Here is a 19,324-nt window from a genome sequence, read left to right on the forward strand (position 1 = left end):
CACCCCTACTTCTCGGCGGCTGTGCTTGTGGCATCGCTCTCGGCGACCTCGTTCGCCGGTGGTTCGCTGAGGTCGACGAAGTCGTTGGTGTCCTGCGATTGTACCGTGCCCCGACCCTTCCACTCCCGACCGGGCACATACGGCGACGGCTCGGTGCCGGGATGGCGCCGACGCTGAACGATGATGATGGCCAGACCCACGATGACGCCGAAGATCGCCGCCCAGACATTGGTGCGAAGACCCAGGTAGATGTCGCTGGGATCGATGCGGATCGACTCCCAGACGATGCGGCCGGCGCTGTACCAGACGAGGTAGAGACCGAACAGCCGTCCCCACTGCATCCGAAGACTCCTCCCCGCCCACAGCAGCACGAGGACGCCCGCGGTGTTCCAGATGACCTCGTAGAGGAACGTCGGGTGGAACAGCGTGTCGGCGGGAAGCCCCGGAGGGAACGCGGCGTTGTCGGAGTCGATCTCCAGGCCCCACGGCAGGTCGGTGGGAAGACCGAACAGTTCCTGGTTGAACCAGTTGCCGAAGCGTCCGATGGCCTGCGCCAGCAGGATGCCGGGGGCCAGCGCGTCGGCGAAGGACCAGAAGCGGATGCCCGTCCAGCGACAGCCGAGCCAGGCACCGACCGCACCCCCGATCAGCGCACCGTAGATCGCGATCCCGCCCTCCCAGATGGCCCAGACCGAGCCGGGCTGGAGGGGGTTCCACGGGTTGGAGCCCTCGGCGAAATAGAAGCTCAGGTGGGTGAGCACGTGGAAGATGCGGGCACCGACGATCGCAAGCGGCACCGCGAGCAGGGCGATGTCGATGACGACCCAGGGCTCGGCGCCGCGCTTGGTCAGGCGATGGTTCGTGAGGAGAACCGCCACGATGATGCCGGCGATGATGCACAGCGCGTAGAAGTAGACGCGGAGCGGACCCAGCTGGATGAAGCTGATCTCCGGGCTCGGGATGCTGGCGAGCACGGATGTTCCCGCGCTCGAGAGGGCGAACGACATGGGTTCGAGTCTAAGCCGGGCGCCCGGCGCCCGCCGACATGGTCCCCTCGTGCAGCTCGGCGGCGAGGTCGCGCAGGGCGGGAATGCCGCCGTCCCGCAGGGCTCGGACGAGGGCCGTTCCGACGATGGCGCCGTCGGCGTACTCCAGGACGCCCGCCACGTGGGTGGCGTTCGAGATGCCGATGCCGACGCATGCGCGCTCGGCTCCGTGGGCGCGCAGCCGCGCGACGAGACCTCGGGCGGCGGCGTCGAGGTCCTCGCGGACCCCGGTGATCCCCATCGTGGAGACCGTGTACACGAATCCCGTCGAGTTCGACGCGATGAGGTCGAGACGCTCGTCGGTCGAGGTGGGGGCGGCGAGGAAGACGCGGTCGAGGTCGGTGCGGCGCGACGCCGCGATCCAGTCCCCCGCGGCATCGGGAGTGACATCGGGCGTGATGAGGCCCGCTCCCCCGGCCGCGCGCAGGTCGTCCGCGAAGCGGTCGACCCCGTACTGCATCACCGGGTTCCAATAGGTCATCACCAGCACCGGGGTGTCGGTCTGCCGCGTGATCTCGGCGACGGCGGTGAACGTGTCGCGGAGCCGGAATCCCGCCGCCAGCGCCGTCTGCGTCGCCTCCTGGATCACCGTGCCGTCCATGACCGGATCCGAGTACGGCGGGCCGAGCTCGAGCACGTCGGCTCCGGCGTCCGCGAGGGCGACGGCGGCGTCGATGCTCGTGGCCAGGTCGGGGAATCCGAGGGGGAGGTACCCGACGAGGGCGCCGCGACCGTCGGCCCTGGCAGCGTCGATCGCCGCCGCCACGGTTGAGGTCACAGCTTCACGCCCTCGCCCTTGGCGGCGTCGACGACGGGTTCGGCCGCGGCCGCGGCGAGATCGATCCCTGCGTCGTAGAGCTCGAAGTAGCGCGCCGCGGTGTCCATGTCCTTATCCCCACGGCCGGAGAGGCAGATCGCGATCACCGCATCGGGGCCGAGCTGCTCCCCGATCCGCATCGCGCCGGCCAGCGCGTGCGCGGACTCGATGGCGGGGATGATGCCTTCGGTCTCGGACAGCAGCCGGAGTGCCGCCATCGATTCGGCGTCGGTGGCGGGGATGTACTCGGCCCGGCCGATCGAGGCGAGCCACGCGTGCTCGGGCCCGACGCCCGGATAGTCCAGACCCGCCGAGATCGAATGGGACTCCACCGTCTGCCCGTCCTCGTCCTGCAGGACGAAGGTCTTCGCGCCGTGGAGGACGCCCGGGCGCCCCCGCTCGATCGACGCCGCGTGGCGGACCGTGTCCACGCCGTCGCCGGCTGCTTCGACCCCGTAGAGGCGCACGTCGGCGTCATCGAGGAAGGCGTCGAACATGCCGATCGCGTTGGAGCCACCACCCACGCATGCGAAGACCGCGTCGGGGAGGCGCCCCACCTCGTCGAGGAGCTGCTGGCGGGCTTCTTCGCCGATGACCTTCTGGAAGTCGCGCACCATGGCGGGGAACGGGTGCGGACCGGCGGCTGTGCCGAAGATGTAGTTGGTCGTCTCCACGCTGGACACCCAGTCGCGATACGCCTCGTTGATCGCGTCCTTCAGGGTGCGCGATCCGGTGGTCACCGGGACGACCTCTGCCCCGAGCAGGCGCATCCGCGCGACGTTCAGCGCCTGGCGTTCGGTGTCGACCTCGCCCATGTAGATGGTGCACTCCAGGCCGAACAGCGCCGCCGCGGTCGCCGTGGCCACGCCGTGCTGGCCGGCGCCGGTCTCGGCGATGACGCGCTTCTTGCCGAGACGACGGGTGAGCAGTGCCTGGCCCAGGACGTTGTTGATCTTGTGCGAGCCGGTGTGGTTGAGGTCCTCGCGCTTGAGGAACACCCGACCGCCGCCGGCGTGCGCGGCGAAGCGCGGCACCTCGGTGATGATGGAGGGTCGACCGGCGTAGCTGCGCAGCAGCTGGAGGAACTCCTCCTGGAAAGCCGGGTCGTTCTTGGCGCGGTCGTACTCCGCGCTCAGTTCGTCGATGGCGGCGATGAGCGATTCGGGCATGAACCGTCCACCGAACTCGCCGAAGAATGGCCCTGCGGCGTCACGCAGACTCATGTCCGCTCCTTCCGGTTTCGGCCGGCGGGATGGTCTCCCGCCGCGAGGAACCGACCGAGGGTGGCCACCGGATCGCCCGTCACGAGGGCTTCGCCGATGAGGACGACGTCGGCGCCGTGATCGCGATAATGCGCGACGTCGTCGGGAGACGACACCGCGGATTCCGCGATGCGGACGGTTCCTTCGGGGATGAGGGGTTCCAGACGCCCGAACAGGTCGCGGTCCAGCTGGAACGTCGACAGGTCGCGCGCGTTGACGCCGATCACCGAGGCGCCGAGATCGATCGCTCTCGACACCTCCTCGGCGCTGTGGGTCTCGACGAGGGCGGTCATGCCGAGTTCGCCGATGAGATGATGCAGCCGGACGAGGACATCCTGCTCGAGAGCGGCGACGATGAGGAGCACCAGGTCGGCCCCGGCCGCACGGGCCTCGAGCACCTGGTATTCGGTCGCGATGAAGTCCTTGCGCAGCACGGGAACCTCGACCGCGGCGACGGCCTCGGCCAGATCGGCGAGGCTGCCGGAGAATCTGCGCTCCTCGGTCAGGACGGAGATGGCCGCAGCGCCACCCTGCTGATACCGCCTCGCCTGGGCGGCCGGGTCGGGGATCTCGGCGAGCGAGCCTCGCGAGGGGCTGGCACGCTTGACCTCGGCGATGATCTTCACGCGGTCGGCGGGCGCGAGCGCCGCGAGCGCGTCCTTGGCCGCGGGGCGCGCCAGCGCCGCGCGTTCGACCTCGACGAGGGGGGACTCGATCGCGCGACGCTCGGCGTCTGCGACGGCGCCGAACGTCAGCTCGGCGAGCAGGTCGATCCCCGCCGATGTGCTTTTAGCGCCCGCGCTCAATGCTCTTTCGCCGTTGTCTTGGCACCGCCGACGCCGTATCCGGCTTTCGACATGCCCCATCCCACGAGCAGACCCACGACGACCAGACCAGCGGAGGCCCACACCACCCACGGCACGTCGAAGAAGAAGGCGACGGTGCCGACGGTAAAGCCGACGAGCATGATGACGACAGCCGTCCATGCTGCCGGCGAGTTGCCGTGGCCGGGATCACCGATGTGGTTGCTCATGAATATCCTCCAGGACGCCGGGACACACCATCGCCAGTCTATCGGTCAGACCGTCGGATCCTGTCCGCGCGACAGCTCATCCCACGAGTCGATCGCGTCGGTGCGCCGCGACGTCTCACCCTGCGGTGAGGCTTCCGCCGCGGTGCGGTACTTCCGCCCGGCACCGGGCCACCGGTGGGCCGTGGCGAGGATCAGCACCCCCGCGCCCAGCAGGGAGACGCATGCCGCGAGAGCGATGGGCGGCCACGGTGTCGTGGATATCGCCGTGACGAGGTCGGCGACAGCATCGAGACCCGCGATGCCCGTGGCCTCCGTGACGGCCGAGACGACCGCGGACACGGGCGCCGTGAAAGCGATCATGCCGGTGGCCACCCCGAGGACGACGGCGATGACGACGGTGAGGGCTCCGAAGACGTACCGCAGTACGCTTCCGGCGATGGCCAGGGCCGCGCCGAGGGCCAGTGCGGTGAGACTGAGAGGTGCCAGCACGGGAAGCGCCGCTGCGCCACTGACCGGGAGCGGATCACGCGCCCCGTCTTCAATGGTCACGGTCAGCCAGGTCTGCGTCGAGGCGATGACCCCGATCGCGCCGGAGGCCAGGATGAGGAGCACCGCCAGCGTGCGGGCTCGTGCGGCCGCGATCGCGTGCACCGCGGCGGGGGGGTTCACGATGGATCGCCGATCGGCTGCGCACCGACCGCCGGTTCCAGATCGTCGGCGTCGAAGCAGGTGCGCGTTCCGGTGTGGCAGGCCGCACCCACCTGCTCGACCTCGACCAGGATCGCGTCGCCATCGCAGTCCAGGCGCGCGCCGCGGACGTACTGCGCGTGGCCGGAGGTGTCGCCTTTGCGCCAGTACTCCTGCCGGGACCGCGACCAGAACGTCACACGCCCCTCGGTGAGGGTACGACGGAGGGCTTCGGCATCCATCCATCCGAGCATGAGCACCTCGCGGGTGTCCCACTGCTGGATGATCGCCGCGACGAGGCCGTCGTCGGTGTAGCGGACGCGCGCGATGCGGTCCTCGACGTCGCCGGTAGGCTCGGGCCGAGTCATCCGTTCCTCCCCGTCCGACGCACGGAGATGCCCTCCCGCGCCATCGCCTCCTTGACCTCGCCGACCCGCAGCTGACCGGTGTGGAACACCGAGGCGGCGAGCACGGCGTCGGCTCCGGCAATGATGGCGGGGGCGAAGTGCTCGAGCGCTCCCGCGCCGCCGGAGGCGATGACGGGAACGCGCGCCACCTCTCGCATCGCCGCGATGAGCTCGAGGTCGAAACCGTGCTTGGTCCCATCGGCGTCGATCGAATTGACCAGCAGCTCCCCCGCCCCCCGCTCGGCAGCTTCCCGGGCCCAGGTGAGGGCATCCAGGGTGGTCTCGGTGCGTCCGCCGTGGGTGGTCACCACGAAGCCCGAGGCCGAGCCTCCCCGCCGATCGGGTGAGACCCGCTTGACATCGAGCGAGAGGACCAGGACCTGGGCTCCGAACCGGTCGGCGATCTCGTCGAGCAGATCGGGACGCGCGATCGCCGCGGAGTTCACCCCGATCTTGTCTGCACCCACCGACAGCAATCGCGCGACGTCGTCGGTCGATCGCACCCCGCCCCCGACCGTCAGCGGGATGAAGACCTGTTCCGCCGTGCGCTGCACGACGTCGTAGGTCGTGGCGCGCTCATCGACCGTCGCGGTGACGTCGAGGAAGGTGATCTCATCCGCGCCCTGGTCGAAGTACGCCTTCGCGAGCTCGACCGGGTCACCCATGTCGCGCAGATCGACGAAGTTCACGCCCTTCACCACGCGGCCGCCGGCGACGTCGAGACACGGGATGACGCGAGTGGCCAGCGTCATCTCAGAGCCTCGCCGCGTGGATCTCGGTGACCAGGATCGCCCGCGCGCCGATGGCGTAGAGGGCGTCCATGACCTGGTTCACGCCCTTGCGCGGGCTCATCACCCGCACCGCGACCCACTCGGGATCGCGCAGCGGCGAGATGGTCGGCGACTCGATGCCCGGTGCGACCGCGACGGCGTCGTCGATCAGGCGAGCGGGCAGGTCGTAGTCGATGAGCACGTATCGGCGGGCCACCATGACGCCGCGCAGGCGCCGCAGCAGAGTCTCGGTCCCCCCCGCTTCGACCGGTGCCCCGATGAGGACCGCCTCGGACTGCAGGATCGCGGGCCCGAAGATCTCCAGCCCCGCCTGGCGCAGTGTCGTCCCGGTCGAGACCACGTCGGCGACCGCGTCGGCCACCCCGAGACGCACGGCCGACTCGACCGCACCGTCCAGCGGGACGAGGTCGACTGCCACACCACGCTCGTCGAGGAAGCCGTCGACGAGTCCCGGGTAGGCGGTCGCCACGCGCACACCCTCGAGGTCGTCGATATCGGCGAAACGTCCGGGGGGACCTGCGAAGCGGAAGGTCGAATCACCGAAACCGAGCGCTTCGATCTCGCGGGCGCCCGGCATGCGGGCATCCAGGAGGAGGTCGCGGCCGGTGATCCCGACATCCAATGCGCCGGATCCGACGTAGGTGGCGATGTCCTTCGGACGCAGGTAGAAGAACTCGACCTCGTTCTCGGGGTCGATGACGTGCAGATCCTTCGGATCACGTCGGCCGGTGTATCCGGCCTCCTGGAGCATCGCGGAGGCGGTGTCTGCGAGGGAGCCCTTGTTGGGCACGGCGATTCTAAGCATGTGGAGTGGCTTTCGGGGAGAAGAGGACGGACGGAGGACCGCTCAGAGATGTCGGTACACGTCCTCGAGCGTGAGTCCCTTCGCGACGAGCATCACCTGCAGGTGGTACAGCAGCTGAGAGATCTCCTCGGCGGTGCGCTCGTCGGATTCGTACTCGGCGGCCATCCACACCTCGGCGGCCTCTTCGACGATCTTCTTGCCGATGGCGTGGACACCGGCGTCGAGCTCGGCGACGGTCCCCGATCCCTCGGGTCGCTCGGCGGCCTTCGCCGTGAGCTCGGCGAACAGCGCGTCGAAAGTCTTCACCCTGCCAGGGTAGCGAACGGGCGGGGCCGACCGGCGCGGTCGGAGGTCAGTGCACCAGGATGCTGAGGCCGATGACGAGCAGCCCCAGCAGCGTCGTCGCGAGCACGCCGAGCACCCGCCAGGGCCACGTCGCACCGTTGCGCCGGGCGTTGAGGTAGCCGATCAGCCCCAGAATGACCACACCGCTGCCGAGCGCCAGGAAATAGGCCGTCCATTCGTCCAGGACACCCCACGTTCCCGTGGCGAGGAGGAAGACCGGGATGAGCATCGCCAGTGCCATGCCGCCGGAGTGGCGCACACCATCACGGATGCCCACGTGCAGCGGGGGAACGGGCCGGTGGGACCGACTGGCGACGACGGCGGCGTAGATGTGGGCCAGCCAGAAGACCCCGACCGTTCCTGCGACGAACCAGATGACGTCGAGGTCGGTGGGTGCGTCGATCTCGGCGCCGATGAGGGCGGTGACGAGGACCACGCCGTAGATCCCGTGCTCCCCGCTGTAGGCCGACAGCAGCCTCTTCGCCCCGCGGGCCCCTGCCACACGCAGCGCCTCGGTGCTCGAGGGTGTCGCAGCCCCGGTGCCGCCCACCGCGGGTTCGGGCTCAGGGCGGGCCGGGGGGTCCTCGGAGCGGTCGGTCATGGGCGTTCTCCGATCAGCGACGGGGGTGTCGATGGTGGTGGCGAGCCTGGTTCCGCAGCGCGACGATCGCCTTCTCGGGGTCGTCGGCGCCGAAGACCGCAGACCCCGCGACGAAGGTGTCGGCCCCGGCCTCGGCGGCCTGGACGATCGTGGATTCGCCGATCCCGCCGTCGACTTGCAGCCACACCTCCGACCCGCGACGCCTCGCCTCGGCCGCGAGGGCGCTGAGCTTGGGCATCGTCTCAGGCATGAAGGACTGCCCGCCGAAACCGGGTTCGACCGTCATCACGAGGATCTGGTCGAACTCGTCGAGCACGTCGTAGAGCAACTCGACCCCGGTGGCGGGCTTGACGGCGACTCCGGCGCGGGCGCCGATCGCGCGCAGGCGTCGCGCGATCGCGACGGGTTCGGATGCCGCCTCGAGGTGGAAGGTCACCGATGCGGCGCCGATCTCGGCGTACCCCGGCGCCCACCGTTCGGGATCGTCGATCATGAGGTGCACGTCGAGCGGAACCGGGCTGGTCTCCTGGATGCGCTGGACCATCTGCGGACCGAAGGTCAGGTTCGGCACGAAATGGTTGTCCATGACGTCCACGTGCACGAAATCGGCGGCGGCGATGCGGGCGAGATCGTCGGCCATGTGGACGAAGTCCGCGGCCAGGATGCTGGGGTTGATCCTAACCGCTGCGGCGGAGTCGTGGTCGGCGTGCACCGCACCATTATGTCGGCACGCCCATGCCGCCACCGGGCGACGGTGTCCGATATGCGACGCTCAGCGCCGTTGCAGCAGCGAGATCGACATCGCATCGGTGTTGTGCCGATGCGGCCACAGCTGCGCGCGACCCGATCCATCGGCCTGGGGCAGGAGGCCGGGGTCGGTAGCGCTGAACCCGGTGATCACGGCGCGGGCATCGAGCTCCTCGACGTCGTCGCCGCGCGCTCGGAGGATGTCGGCGACGACGCCCGCGGTTTCGGCGAGATGCGGCGAACACGTGACGTAGGCCACCACGCCCCCCGGCGCGAGCCCGTCGATGGCAGCATCCAGAAGCCCGCGCTGCAGATCGACGAGGTCGGCGACATCAGCCGGCGATTTGCGCCATCGGGCCTCCGGGCGTCGCCGGAGCGCACCGAGCCCCGTGCAGGGAGCGTCGACGAGGATGCGGTCGTATCCGCCGACACGTGCCCGGCTCCGGCCGTCCTCCTCGCTGACCGGGACGTCGATCGGCACTCCGGCGACGGATTGCCGCACGAGCCCCGCACGGGCGGGGTTGATCTCGTTGGCCTCGACCCGCGCGCCCGCGGCGAGAGCCTCGGCCGCGAGGATCGCGGTCTTCCCACCCGGCCCCGCGCACAGATCGAGCCACCGCTCCCCCTGTTGCGCAGGACGCGCCCGGGTGAGCGCGAGGGCGGCGATCTGCGATCCCTCGTCCTGCACCCGGATGCGACCGCTCGAGGCGGTCACCTGGGCTTCCGGGTCGCCGCCGGCCGAGCGGAAGCCGAGGGGTGAGAAGTCGGTGCGCCGCTCGCCCTCCGGCACCTCGGCGAGGCCCGGGAGGGCGGCGAAGGTCACCCGCGGTGAGGCGTTGTCGGCCCGGAGGAGGTCGTCGAGCTCGTCCGCGCGTCCCTCGGCGGCCAGCGCCCGTCGGAAGGCGCGGACCACCCAGACGGGGTGCGAGGTGAGCAGGCCCAGCCGCTCGTCGTCGGAGCGCGCGTTCTGGGAGATCTGCGTCATCCACTCGCCCGGTGTGTCGCGCGAGATCCGCCGGAGCACCGCGTTGGCGAACCCCCCGGCGCTGCGTCCCGCAGCCCGAAGGGCGAGCTCGACGGACTCGTTGACCGCGGCGTGCGAGGCCACCCGCGTCGAGAGCAGCTGGTGGACCCCCAGTCGGATGGCGTCGAGCACGGGCGGATCGATGAGGTCGACGGCACGGCCGGCGGCGAGGGAGATGACGGCGTCGTAGGTGTTCTCCCGACGCAGGGTCCCGTACGTGAGCTCGGTCGCCAGCCCCGCGTCGGCGGCGGCGAGCCCGGCACGGCGGATCGCGGCAGGCAGGAGCAGGTTGGCGTAGGCATCGGAGTCGTGCACGGAGCGGATCGTCTCGAAGGCCACGAGTCGTGCCGGATTCACGGCCCTCATGAGCCCAGCACCGGCTCGCCCTGTCGCAGTCCGCGGAACCAGTCTGCGGCGATCATCGGGCCGCGCCCGGCGGGCTGCACGCTGTCGAGCTGGACCGGCTCGGTGGCTGTCCCCACGATGACCGCGCGACCCTGGGTTGCGAGACGTCCCGGAGACAGGCGGGGCGCGTCGGGAGCGGCCGCCCGGGCGGCCAGCACCTTCACGCGCGCGCCGTCGATGGTCGTGTGGGCGCCGGGCTCGGGCGTCACTCCCCGGAACCGCTGGATCACCTCATCGCGCGTGCCGTTCCAGTCGAGGCGACCATCGGCGTCGCCGAGCTTGGGCGCGAACGTCGGTGCGCCCTGCTGGGGCCGGAGCGTCGCCGAACCGTCGGCGATCGCGTCGACGACCGTGCACAGGAGGGTCGCTCCGCGGTCGGCGAGGAGGGCGAGGACCTCACCCGCGGTCGCATGCTCCGGGGTGGGAAGGACCACCTCGTCGAAGACGTCGCCCGCGTCGAGCTCGGCCACGAGCCGGAAGACGCTGGCGGCGACCTCGGTGTCACCGGCGATCAGCCCGTGCTGCACGGGTGCCGCACCCCGCCACCGCGGCAGCTGCGAGAAGTGAAGGTTGATCCAGCCGTGGCGAGGGGTAGAGAGCAGCGGCTCTCGCACGAGACCGCCGTAGGCGACGATGACGCCGAGGTCGGGCGCGGTGCCGGCGATCGCGGTCGTCGCCGCGTCATCCAGCCGGCGGGTCTTCAGAAGCGGCAGACCGAGCTCCAGGGCGGTGGCGGCGACCGGAGAGGGGGTCAGCACGCGCTTTCGCCCCTGGGGGGCGTCGTCGCGGGTCACGACGGTCACGATGTCGTGGGATGACGCGTGCAGGGCGCGCAGCGACGGCACGGCCGGCGCGGGGGTTCCGGCGAAGACGAGACGCATAGGGGTTCTCACAGGTCGAGGTCGGGCAGATCCACCCGCACTCTGAGTGTAGGCGGCGCTCCGCCGGGCGCCGGGGTGCGACCACGGGCACGACGGGTGCGCAGCGCAGCCGCGACGACGGAGGAGCGGAGGGACTCGGCGACGTCACCGCCCACCCGGTAATCGAAGCGCACGAGTGCCCGCACCCCGCCCTCGTCCCGCGGGGCCGGGCCCAGGACGCTGTCGTCGTCGAGAGCGGGCACGGCCTCGCGGAGCGCCGCCAGCGCCGCCTCGACACTCGGCGCATCGCCGTCGACCGCGGCCACCCGCACCGCGGGCGGCATGCGAAGGGGGGCGCGCGCAGCGAGTTCGGAGCGGGCGTAGGCCGCGTGCGACCAGGTCGCCAGCGCCCGGGCGACGGCGCCCGTCACGCCGACCAGGTGCACCGGGGCGTCGGGGGCGGCGAGAGCGGCCGCATTCGACCACCAGCGAAGAGCCGCCTCGCCGACCCGCAGATCGTCGGAGAGGAGCATGCGTTCGCCGTCGAGAAGCACGACGGCGCGGTATCCGCCCTCCGCCGGGGGCTCGGCGCCTCGGGTGGCGATCACGAGTGCGGGAGCCGCAGCGACGTCCTCCACCACGTGGCGGCCGTCGGAGATGACGACGCGCACACCCGGGAAGGCGCGACCGAGCTCCTCTGCGGTGCGCTCACTGCCTGATGACGCCAGCCGCACCTTCTCGGAGCCGCAGTGCACGCAGGTCCATGCTCGCGCCTCGCGCGCGCACCAGGAGCACTCGGGCACGGCGCCCACGCTCCGCGCGTGGAGCGGCCCCTCGCAGTGCCGACACCGTGCCGGCCGGCGGCAATCGGCGCACACCAGCACCGGGGCGTATCCGGGCCGTGCGACCTGAACGAGGACGGGACCGTCGGTGAGGGCCTCGCGAGCGGCCCGGAAAGCACTCGACGGAACACGCACCCCGCGGCGCTCACCCTCCTGCGTGGCGCTCAGCACGACCCGGGGTGAGCGGCGACGTGAGGCCGGGATCTCCCGGACGAAGCCGAGCTGCACCAGCCGTTCCACGTCGGTGGTACGGGTGTGGCCGGCGAACAGCAGCGCGCAGCCGTCGAGCTCCTGCCGGATGAGCGCGGCATCGCGCGCGTGGACGCCGGGCGACAGCGGTTCGGCCAGGAGCGGATCGCCGTCATCCCAGACCGCCACGAGCCCGACCCGGTGCGCCGGGGCGTAGACGGCGGATCGGTTGCCGACGACGATGCAGGGCGCCTCGGAGAGCATCCGCAGGAAGCCGGCGTACCGGGCCGGTCCCGTCTGACGCGCGTCGTCGCGGATGACGACGGCCGCATCCACGCGGGAGGCAAGGGCGCGCTCGATCTGCGCCTGGTCACGATGATCGGGGACGACGACGACGGCGCTTCTGCCCGTTGCGAGGGTGTCGACCGCCGCGGCCGCCAGGAGGTCCGCCCACGCGCCGACCTCGCCCGCCGGGCTGACGACCGGGTGCGGCGGGGCGTCGACGGCGAGACGCTCGGCGGCGCGCAGGGCCGCCGAGAGCCCGGGGAAGCCGTCGAGCGTCGCTCGCGCCCAGTCCTGGGCGTTCTCTGAGACCGACGGCGCGGGCACCGTCTCACCCGCGAGCCACGCCTTCTCGGCGCGCACCATGCGCTTGGGGATCACCAGGCGCAGGATGTCGGAGGCTGACCCGGCAGCCCGGTCGGCCGCGCGTCGCGCGAGCCGGTAGAGCCCCTGCGGAAGGACGGGCACGGGTGAGACGACCGCGTCGATGTCGGAGAGCGGCCGCTCACCGGCATCCGGCTCGTCACGGACCTCGACGACGTAGCCGTCGACGACCCGTCCGGCGGTGCGCAGCGGCACCTTGACGCGGACGCCGGGCACCACGTCGCCCGTGAAAGGCGCGGGCACGGCGTAGTCGAACAGGCGATCCAGCTGCGGCAGCGGAGAATCGATGAGGACCCGCGCCACCCGCACGCCGCTCATGACCGCAGAACCCCTCCCGGGAGGGACGGCCTCACAGGCCTGCGGCGGCGCGCAGGTCGTCGACCCGGTCGGTGCGCTCCCACGTGAAGTCGGCGAGCTCACGGCCGAAGTGGCCGTACGCCGCCGTCTGGGCGTAGATGGGACGGAGCAGGTCGAGGTGCTGGATGATCGCGCGCGGGCGCAGGTCGAACACGTCGCGGATGGCGGCGGTGATCACCTCGTCCGGCACGTGACCGGTACCGAACGTCTCCACGTACAGACCGACCGGCTTGGCCTTGCCGATCGCGTAGGCGACCTGCACTTCGAGGCGGTCGGCGAGCCCGGCGGCGACGGCGTTCTTGGCCACCCACCGCATCGCGTACGCTGCCGAGCGGTCGACCTTCGACGGGTCCTTCCCGCTGAAGGCTCCCCCGCCATGGCGGGCGGCGCCGCCGTAGGTGTCGATGATGATCTTGCGCCCCGTGAGACCGGCGTCCCCCTTGGGACCGCCGACGACGAAGGGGCCTGCGGGGTTGATGTAGAACTTCACGCCCGAAGCGTCGAGCCCGGTGGCCTCGAGCACCGGCTCGATGACCTCCTCGCGCACCGCTCCGCGGAGGGCCTTCTGGGAGATGTCGGGATGGTGCTGTGTGGACAGCACCACCGACTCGACGGTGCGCGGCACCGCGCCGTCGTAGCCGAGGGTGACCTGGGTCTTGCCGTCGGGACGGAGGAAGGGAAGGCTTCCGTCGCGTCGAGCGGTGGCGAGGCGTTCTGCCATCCGGTGCGCGGTCCACGCCGCCATCGGCATCAGCTGCGGGGTCTCGGTGGTGGCGTAGCCGAACATGATGCCCTGATCGCCCGCGCCCTGCTCGTCGTTGGGGTCGACCGATCCGCCCTCGCGCCGCTCGAAGGCCTTGTCGACCCCGGCGGCGATGTCGGAGGACTGCGCGCCGATCGAGACGCTCACTCCGCACGAGTCGCCGTCGAACCCGGTGTCGCTGGAGGTGTAGCCGATGCGGTTGACCACGGCGCGCACGATCGCCGGGATCTCCACATACGCAGCCGTGGAGACCTCGCCGGCCACGTGGACGAGGCCCGTCGTCACGAGCGTCTCGACGGCGACCCGACCGTGCGGATCTTCGGCGAGGATCGCGTCGAGGATGCTGTCGGAGATCTGGTCGCAGATCTTGTCGGGATGGCCCTCGGTGACGGACTCGGACGTGAACAGACGCAGGGAGGTCATCGGTGCTCCAGATCTCGCGGGGACGGGCACAAGTATGCCCGGGGTGGCCGACAGCCACCCCGGGCAGGGACTCGAGGACGAATTACTCGGCGGCCCGCAGGCGCAGCTTGTCTTCGTTGATCTCGTGAAGGGCGATCGTCAGCGGCTTGTCCTCGACCGTGGAGTCCACGAGCGGACCGACGTTGTCGAAGAGGTTCCCCTCGTGCAGGTCGGAGTAGTAGTCGTTGATCTGACGCGCACGTCGGGCGGCGTAGATGACCAGCTGGTACTTCGAGTCGACCTTCTCGAGAAGGCTGTCGATGGGGGGCTCGATGATGCCCTGGTTGGTTCCGGCCATGGCTGAACCTCCTGGTTCGAAAGGATGTCGGCGGAGAAGTCGTCGGGCGCAGGCGGACGGCCGAGCCGCGCCATCCGACCATTCTACAGGTCCGCGCGCCGGCTGAGCAGTTGCCGGCGTGAGCTGATCACGCCGGTGTCGAATCCGGCGAGGTGGAGCCCCCCGTGGAACCGCGCGTGCTCGATCTTCACGCACCGGTCCATGACCACCGACAGCCCGGCCTCCTCGGCGATGGCGGCGGCGCCCTCGTGCCACGAGCCGAGCTGCAGCCACAAGGTCTTCGCCCCGGCGTCCGCCGCCTCGGCGGCGACGTCCGGCAGGTCGTCGTGCCGCCGGAAGACGTCGACCAGGTCGGGGGCGACCGGCAGATCCGCCAGCGTCGCGTACGCGGGCCGGCCGAGGATGGTGTCGGCGCGGGGATTGACGAAGTACACGTCGTAGGGCGCGCTTCCGAGGAGATAGGTCGCGACGAAGTAGCTCGCCCGCGCCGGGTTGTCGGAGGCACCGACGATGGCGATCGAGCGAGTGCGACGGAGGATCTCGAAGCGCTCCTGCGCGCCCGGGCCCTGCCACGTGCGGCCGGGTGCCGGGGCGGAGGGGAGCGCACAGGACGCGCCGTCGGCGGCCGCGGGCGCAGACGCGGGCGCCGGGCCAGCGGCGGGCAGGGCGCAGGACAGGTCGGTCATCGGGTCGCTCCCGTCGCGGCGGTGAGGGCCTGGTCGAGATCCCACAGGATGTCTTCGGGGTCTTCCAGCCCCACCGAGATGCGTACGAGGGCGGCGGGCACGCCGGCGGCGCTCAGCTGCGGGGCGCTCAGCTGCTGGTGGGTGGTGGAGGCGGGATGGATGACGAGGGTGCGCGCGTCACCGATGTTCGCCAGGTGCGAGGCGAGCTGCAGGGAGTCGATGAACCGCTCCCCCGCCGCGCGGGCCGCATCCGGATCGATGTCGTCGCCGGATCCCTGCGGCCGGATGCCGAAGGCGAACACCGACCCGGGGCCCAGCGGCAGGTACCGCTGCGCGCGCTCGTGGTGGGGGTGGGCGGGAAGCCCCGCCCACGTGACGTACGAGACCCGTGGGTCTTCGTTCAGCCACTCCGCGACGATCCGGGCGCCGACGAGGTGGGCGTCGATGCGCTGCGGCAGGGTCTCGACCCCCTGGAGGAGCTGGAAGGCCGACTGGGGGCTCAGGGCCGGCCCGATGTCGCGCAGCTGCTCGCTGCGGAGCTTCGTCAGGAACCCGTACTCGCCGAAGTTGTCCCACCACCGGATTCCGCCGTACGAGGCCACGGGCTCGGTCATCTGGGGGAACTTGCCGTTGCCCCAGTCGAACGTACCCTTCTCGATCACCACGCCGCCGAGGGTCGTCCCGTGTCCGCCGAGGAACTTCGTGACGGAGTGGATGACGATGTCGGCGCCGTGCTCGAGGGGACGCGCGAGATAGGGCGTGGCGAGCGTGGAATCCACCACGAGCGGGATGCCCGCGGCGTGGGCGACCTCGGCGAGCCCTGCGATGTCGGCGATCGCACCCGAGGGGTTTCCGATCGTCTCGACGTAGAGCACCTTGGTCTCGGGTCGGATCGCTGCGGCGTAATCGGCGGGTTCGGTCGAGGCGACGAAGGTCGTCTCCACCCCGAAACGCCGCAGGGTGACATCCAGCTGGGTCACCGTCCCGCCGTAGAGCTGCGCGGAGGCCACGACGTGGTCACCGGCGCCGACGAGAGCGGCGAAGGTGATGAACTCCGCGCTCATGCCCGATGCGGTCGCCACCGCGCCGATGCCCCCCTCGAGTGACGCGAGTCGCTCTTCGAGGGCCGCCACGGTGGGGTTGCCGATCCGCGAGTAGATGTTGCCGTACTTCTGCAGGGCGAAGAGGTTCGCGGCATCCTTGGCCCCCTCGAAGACGAAGGAGGTGCTCTGGTAGATCGGCACGGCACGGGCGCCGGTCGCGGCGTCGGGCGTGCCGCCGGCGTGCAGGGCGCGGGTGCGGAAGCCGAAGCGATGGTCGTTGGTCATGGGTCCTTTTCCGGAGGGGCGGGGATCAGTGAGCCGCGAGGGTCTGGGCGATCGCGGCGACGGTGTCGGGGTTCTGCAGCGAGGTGGTGTCGCCGAGCGGTGCGGGCCCGCGCCCGGCGCGACGATCGAGCTCTGCCTCCCAGAGCTGGGCGAGCAGACGCCGGAGGATCTTGCCCGACCGGGTCTTGGGAAGGTCCGGCACGCACACGACGCGATGTGGGCGCGCCACCGGTCCGATCGCGCGGGCCACCTCGTCGCGCAGGGCCTGCTCGTCGGGGCGTGCGTCACCGGCGGCGACGGCGAAGACCACCACCCGCTGTCCGGTCACGGGGTCTGCCACGCCGGTGGCCCCTGCCTCGGCGATGTCGTCGCGCGCGACGAGGGCCGACTCGATCTCGATGGTCGACAGGCGGTGCCCCGAGACGTTCACGACGTCGTCGAGCCGGCCGAGGATGCGGATGTTCCCGTCCTCGTCGCAGGTCGCGCCGTCACCGGCGAGGTAGTACCCGCCCCATTCGCCGCGGCCGGCGAAGGCCGACCAGTATGCGCTCCGGTAACGCGCCGGGTCGCCCCACACGGTGCGGGCCATGCCCGGCCAGGGCCGTCTGACCACGAGGGTGCCCGTGCCGCCCGCGGAGATCTCGGCACCGTCGTCGTCGACGACGGCGACATCGATGCCGGGGAGCGGTCGCGTAGGCGAGCCGGGCGCGAGGGTGGTGGCACCGGGGAGCGGAGCGACCATGGCCGCGCCGGTCTCGGACTGCCACCAGGTGTCGACGACGGGAAGCTCGCCGCGGCCGAACGTGTCGCGGAACCACAGCCAGGCGGCGGGGTTGATGGCCTCCCCCACCGTGCCGAGCAGACGCAGGGGCGACAGGTCGAAGCCCTCCGGCAGGGTCTCGCCGAACCAGGCCATGAACGTGCGGACGAGCGTGGGCGCGGTGTAGTACACCGTCACGCCGTAGCGCTCGATGATCTCCAGGTGCCGCGTGCGGTCGGGGGTGTCGGGGGTGCCCTCGTAGATCACCTGCGTGAGGCCGTTGGAGAGCGGCCCGTAGAGCTCGTAGGTGTGCGCGGTGACCCAGGCGAGGTCGGCGGTGCACCAGTGCACGTCGTCGGGCTTGGCGTCGAAGTGCGCCCAGTGGGCCCAGGACGCCTGCGTGAGGTACCCGCCCGAGGTGTGCACGAGCCCCTTGGGGCGGCCGGTGGTCCCCGAGGTGTAGATGATGAAGAGCGGATGCTCCGCATCGACGTCGCTCGCCTCGTGCACGTCGGGCTGCGCGGCGGTGATCTCGTGCCACCAGAGGTCGCGCCCGGCGGTCCACGGCACCGCGTGACCGGTGCGGCGCACCACCAGGACGTGCTCGAGGTCCGCCAGGCCCGCAGCCGCGGCATCCGCGGTGGATTTGACCTCGACCGCGGCTCCGCGTCGGAACTGCCCGTCGGAGGTGACGAGCAGCTTCGCGCCGGTGTCTTCGAGGCGGAAGCGGAGCGCCTCGGCGGAGAAGCCCCCGAACACGAGGGAGTGCACCGCCCCGATCCGCGCGCAGGCGAGCGCGAGGACCACAGTCTCGACGAGCACGGGCAGGTAGACCACGACCCGGTCGCCAGGCCCGACGCCGAGCGCGCTCAGGGCGTGGGCGGCGCGTGCGACGTCGCGCTGGAGGTCGGCGTAGGTGACCCGACGGCGATCTCCCGGCTCTCCCTCGAAGTACAGCGCCACCGTGTCGCCGCGACCGGCGGCGACGTGCCGGTCGACGCAGTTGACCGCGACATTCAGTCGCCCGCCGGCGAACCACCGCGCCGCGGGGATCACCGCGGGGTCGTCGGGGTCGGGCGGCGTCCACTCCAGGGTGCGCTCCCACGGCGTCGTCCAGTCCAGGCGCCGCGCCGCCTCGTCCCAGAAGCCGAGCGGATCGGCGGCGCCGCGCTCGTACGCCTCGGCGGTCACGTTGGCGCGCGCTGCGAGCTCCGCCGGCGGGGCGAAGCGCAGCGCGGAGCGGTCGAGCGTCTGCGCGGTGGTCACGCCCACCGCCGCAGCAGCCGCTTCTGCACCACGCTCAGGATCGCGTTGGAGAGCGCACCGAGGAGGGCCAGCAGCACGATCGTCAGCAGAATGCGATCCACGCGACCGGTCTGCTGCGAGATCGTCAGCAGGAACCCGAGCCCCATCGCCGCTCCCAGAAGCTCCGAGGCGACGAGGAACAGCCACGCCTGCGCCATCCCCAGACGCAGGCCCGACACGAGAGCCGGGAGGACGGCGGGGAGCTGGACGGTGCGGAACAGGTCCCATCCGCGCAGGCTGAAGGACCGCCCCATCTCCACCAGGTGCGCGTCGACGTGGCGGAGGGCACCGGCCACGGTGGTGAACACGGGGAAGAAGGCCCCGATCGCGATGAGGGTAACCTTGGACTCCTCGCCGATCCCCATCCACAGCAGCAGGAGCGGGACGAGGGCGAGCGAGGGGATGGCGCGCAGCGCCGCGAGCGAGGGGCTCAGCAGCATGTCGCCGATGCGGCTGAGTCCGACGATGGCCGCCGCGCCGATCCCGATGATCGAACCCAGCGCGAAACCGAGGAGCACGCGCTGCACCGAGATGGCGATGTTCAGCCACAGTTCGCCGGTCCGGGCCATCTCCACCGCGGCGGTCAGAACCGTCGCCGGCGCCGGAAGCCGGTAGGCGGGGATCGCGCCCGTGCTCGAGGCGACCTGCCACGCCAGGAGGAGGAGAGCGGGGACGAGAAGCCCGCCGACGACGCGGACCCCGGGCCGAGCCCAGAACTCCCGACGCGCGGGAGCCCCCGCCGCGCGAGCGACAGGGGCGGTGGCCGGGGCGGCCGTCACGGACGGCACACCCCGGTCGGAATCCTGATCGAGGGTCGTGGCGCGGCCCGGTCGGACGT

Annotated in this window: 21 protein-coding genes; all 21 read right to left on the bottom strand. The window is 71.3% G+C overall.

Annotated features, from left to right (window positions below; translation table 11 throughout):
* Positions 1 to 5: 5 nt before the first annotated feature.
* A complete protein-coding gene (lgt, locus tag HDC37_RS04385) occupies positions 6 to 1,007 on the bottom strand; it encodes a prolipoprotein diacylglyceryl transferase (protein ID WP_179559206.1) in 1,002 nt (333 codons plus the stop codon).
* Between the two features lie 10 nt (positions 1,008 to 1,017).
* Positions 1,018 to 1,824 carry a tryptophan synthase subunit alpha gene (trpA, locus tag HDC37_RS04390; RefSeq protein ID WP_179559207.1) on the bottom strand — a complete coding sequence of 269 codons (807 nt, stop codon included), beginning with the start codon at positions 1,822 to 1,824 and terminating at the stop codon, positions 1,018 to 1,020.
* Positions 1,821 to 3,086 (bottom strand): tryptophan synthase subunit beta, encoded by a 1,266-nt coding sequence (gene trpB / locus HDC37_RS04395; RefSeq protein ID WP_179559208.1) that lies wholly within the window; start codon positions 3,084 to 3,086, stop codon positions 1,821 to 1,823. The genes trpA and trpB overlap by 4 nt, the downstream gene beginning before the upstream one ends.
* Positions 3,083 to 3,892 carry an indole-3-glycerol phosphate synthase TrpC gene (gene trpC / locus HDC37_RS04400; RefSeq protein ID WP_179559563.1) on the bottom strand — a complete coding sequence of 270 codons (810 nt, stop codon included), beginning with the start codon at positions 3,890 to 3,892 and terminating at the stop codon, positions 3,083 to 3,085. The genes trpB and trpC overlap by 4 nt, the downstream gene beginning before the upstream one ends.
* Positions 3,893 to 3,927: 35 nt before the next feature.
* Entirely contained in the window at positions 3,928 to 4,158 is a 231-nt protein-coding gene (locus HDC37_RS04405) for a DUF6704 family protein (protein ID WP_179559209.1), read from the bottom strand.
* Positions 4,159 to 4,203: 45 nt separating this feature from the next.
* Positions 4,204 to 4,827 (bottom strand): Trp biosynthesis-associated membrane protein, encoded by a 624-nt coding sequence (locus tag HDC37_RS04410; RefSeq protein ID WP_308472086.1) that lies wholly within the window; start codon positions 4,825 to 4,827, stop codon positions 4,204 to 4,206.
* Entirely contained in the window at positions 4,824 to 5,213 is a 390-nt protein-coding gene (gene hisI / locus HDC37_RS04415; protein WP_179559210.1) for a phosphoribosyl-AMP cyclohydrolase, read from the bottom strand. Before hisI ends, HDC37_RS04410 begins: the two co-directional genes overlap by 4 nt.
* Positions 5,210 to 6,004, bottom strand: coding sequence for an imidazole glycerol phosphate synthase subunit HisF (gene hisF, locus HDC37_RS04420; RefSeq protein WP_179559211.1), 795 nt, complete (start codon positions 6,002 to 6,004; stop codon positions 5,210 to 5,212). The genes hisI and hisF overlap by 4 nt, the downstream gene beginning before the upstream one ends.
* 1 nt (position 6,005) lies before the next feature.
* A complete protein-coding gene (hisG, locus tag HDC37_RS04425; RefSeq protein WP_179559212.1) occupies positions 6,006 to 6,848 on the bottom strand; it encodes an ATP phosphoribosyltransferase in 843 nt (280 codons plus the stop codon).
* A gap of 42 nt (positions 6,849 to 6,890) precedes the next feature.
* Entirely contained in the window at positions 6,891 to 7,154 is a 264-nt protein-coding gene (locus HDC37_RS04430; RefSeq protein ID WP_179559213.1) for a phosphoribosyl-ATP diphosphatase, read from the bottom strand.
* A 46-nt stretch (positions 7,155 to 7,200) separates the two neighbouring features.
* Positions 7,201 to 7,794: a hypothetical protein gene (locus HDC37_RS04435; protein ID WP_179559214.1), complete on the bottom strand. Its 594-nt coding sequence runs from the start codon at positions 7,792 to 7,794 to the stop codon at positions 7,201 to 7,203.
* 13 nt (positions 7,795 to 7,807) lie between these two features.
* Positions 7,808 to 8,506, bottom strand: coding sequence for a ribulose-phosphate 3-epimerase (gene rpe, locus HDC37_RS04440; RefSeq protein WP_308472087.1), 699 nt, complete (start codon positions 8,504 to 8,506; stop codon positions 7,808 to 7,810).
* Between the two features lie 60 nt (positions 8,507 to 8,566).
* On the bottom strand, positions 8,567 to 9,931 hold the full coding sequence (locus HDC37_RS04445; RefSeq protein WP_179559215.1) for an RsmB/NOP family class I SAM-dependent RNA methyltransferase: 1,365 nt from the start codon (positions 9,929 to 9,931) through the stop codon (positions 8,567 to 8,569).
* Positions 9,928 to 10,851, bottom strand: coding sequence for a methionyl-tRNA formyltransferase (fmt, locus tag HDC37_RS04450; protein ID WP_179559216.1), 924 nt, complete (start codon positions 10,849 to 10,851; stop codon positions 9,928 to 9,930). The genes HDC37_RS04445 and fmt overlap by 4 nt, the downstream gene beginning before the upstream one ends.
* A gap of 8 nt (positions 10,852 to 10,859) precedes the next feature.
* Positions 10,860 to 12,845, bottom strand: coding sequence for a primosomal protein N' (locus HDC37_RS04455; RefSeq protein WP_179559217.1), 1,986 nt, complete (start codon positions 12,843 to 12,845; stop codon positions 10,860 to 10,862).
* Between the two features lie 31 nt (positions 12,846 to 12,876).
* Positions 12,877 to 14,070 carry a methionine adenosyltransferase gene (gene metK, locus HDC37_RS04460; RefSeq protein WP_179559218.1) on the bottom strand — a complete coding sequence of 398 codons (1,194 nt, stop codon included), beginning with the start codon at positions 14,068 to 14,070 and terminating at the stop codon, positions 12,877 to 12,879.
* Between the two features lie 82 nt (positions 14,071 to 14,152).
* Positions 14,153 to 14,407 (bottom strand): DNA-directed RNA polymerase subunit omega, encoded by a 255-nt coding sequence (rpoZ, locus tag HDC37_RS04465; protein ID WP_124293224.1) that lies wholly within the window; start codon positions 14,405 to 14,407, stop codon positions 14,153 to 14,155.
* An 83-nt stretch (positions 14,408 to 14,490) separates the two neighbouring features.
* The gene (locus tag HDC37_RS04470) at positions 14,491 to 15,093 is read right to left on the bottom strand and encodes a CoA-binding protein (RefSeq protein ID WP_179559219.1); all 603 of its coding nucleotides are present in this window, start codon (positions 15,091 to 15,093) and stop codon (positions 14,491 to 14,493) included.
* On the bottom strand, positions 15,090 to 16,421 hold the full coding sequence (locus tag HDC37_RS04475; RefSeq protein ID WP_179559220.1) for an O-acetylhomoserine aminocarboxypropyltransferase/cysteine synthase family protein: 1,332 nt from the start codon (positions 16,419 to 16,421) through the stop codon (positions 15,090 to 15,092). The genes HDC37_RS04470 and HDC37_RS04475 overlap by 4 nt, the downstream gene beginning before the upstream one ends.
* 25 nt (positions 16,422 to 16,446) lie before the next feature.
* Positions 16,447 to 18,447: an acetate--CoA ligase gene (gene acs / locus HDC37_RS04480; RefSeq protein ID WP_179559221.1), complete on the bottom strand. Its 2,001-nt coding sequence runs from the start codon at positions 18,445 to 18,447 to the stop codon at positions 16,447 to 16,449.
* Positions 18,444 to 19,274, bottom strand: a complete 831-nt coding sequence (locus HDC37_RS04485; protein ID WP_374939147.1) for an ABC transporter permease — start codon at positions 19,272 to 19,274, stop codon at positions 18,444 to 18,446. The genes acs and HDC37_RS04485 overlap by 4 nt, the downstream gene beginning before the upstream one ends.
* Between the last annotated feature and the right edge of the window lie 50 nt (positions 19,275 to 19,324).

The organism is Microbacterium sp. AK009, assembly GCF_013410955.1.
In the GTDB taxonomy this organism is placed as follows: Bacteria; Actinomycetota; Actinomycetes; order Actinomycetales; family Microbacteriaceae; genus Microbacterium.

What these genes read in the sequence shown, in the direction of transcription:
- HDC37_RS04475 (WP_179559220.1), bottom strand. Translation starts at nt 16,421, where the DNA reads ATGACCAACGACCATCGCTTCGGCTTCCGCACCCGCGCCCTGCACGCC.
- HDC37_RS04435 (WP_179559214.1), bottom strand. Translation starts at nt 7,794, where the DNA reads ATGACCGACCGCTCCGAGGACCCCCCGGCCCGCCCTGAGCCCGAACCC.
- HDC37_RS04470 (WP_179559219.1), bottom strand. Translation starts at nt 15,093, where the DNA reads ATGACCGACCTGTCCTGCGCCCTGCCCGCCGCTGGCCCGGCGCCCGCG.
- rpoZ (WP_124293224.1), bottom strand. Translation starts at nt 14,407, where the DNA reads ATGGCCGGAACCAACCAGGGCATCATCGAGCCCCCCATCGACAGCCTT.
- lgt (WP_179559206.1), bottom strand. Translation starts at nt 1,007, where the DNA reads ATGTCGTTCGCCCTCTCGAGCGCGGGAACATCCGTGCTCGCCAGCATC.
- metK (WP_179559218.1), bottom strand. Translation starts at nt 14,070, where the DNA reads ATGACCTCCCTGCGTCTGTTCACGTCCGAGTCCGTCACCGAGGGCCAT.
- fmt (WP_179559216.1), bottom strand. Translation starts at nt 10,851, where the DNA reads ATGCGTCTCGTCTTCGCCGGAACCCCCGCGCCGGCCGTGCCGTCGCTG.
- hisI (WP_179559210.1), bottom strand. Translation starts at nt 5,213, where the DNA reads ATGACTCGGCCCGAGCCTACCGGCGACGTCGAGGACCGCATCGCGCGC.
- HDC37_RS04445 (WP_179559215.1), bottom strand. Translation starts at nt 9,931, where the DNA reads ATGAGGGCCGTGAATCCGGCACGACTCGTGGCCTTCGAGACGATCCGC.
- HDC37_RS04405 (WP_179559209.1), bottom strand. Translation starts at nt 4,158, where the DNA reads ATGAGCAACCACATCGGTGATCCCGGCCACGGCAACTCGCCGGCAGCA.
- HDC37_RS04455 (WP_179559217.1), bottom strand. Translation starts at nt 12,845, where the DNA reads ATGAGCGGCGTGCGGGTGGCGCGGGTCCTCATCGATTCTCCGCTGCCG.
- hisF (WP_179559211.1), bottom strand. Translation starts at nt 6,004, where the DNA reads ATGACGCTGGCCACTCGCGTCATCCCGTGTCTCGACGTCGCCGGCGGC.
- trpB (WP_179559208.1), bottom strand. Translation starts at nt 3,086, where the DNA reads ATGAGTCTGCGTGACGCCGCAGGGCCATTCTTCGGCGAGTTCGGTGGA.
- hisG (WP_179559212.1), bottom strand. Translation starts at nt 6,848, where the DNA reads ATGCTTAGAATCGCCGTGCCCAACAAGGGCTCCCTCGCAGACACCGCC.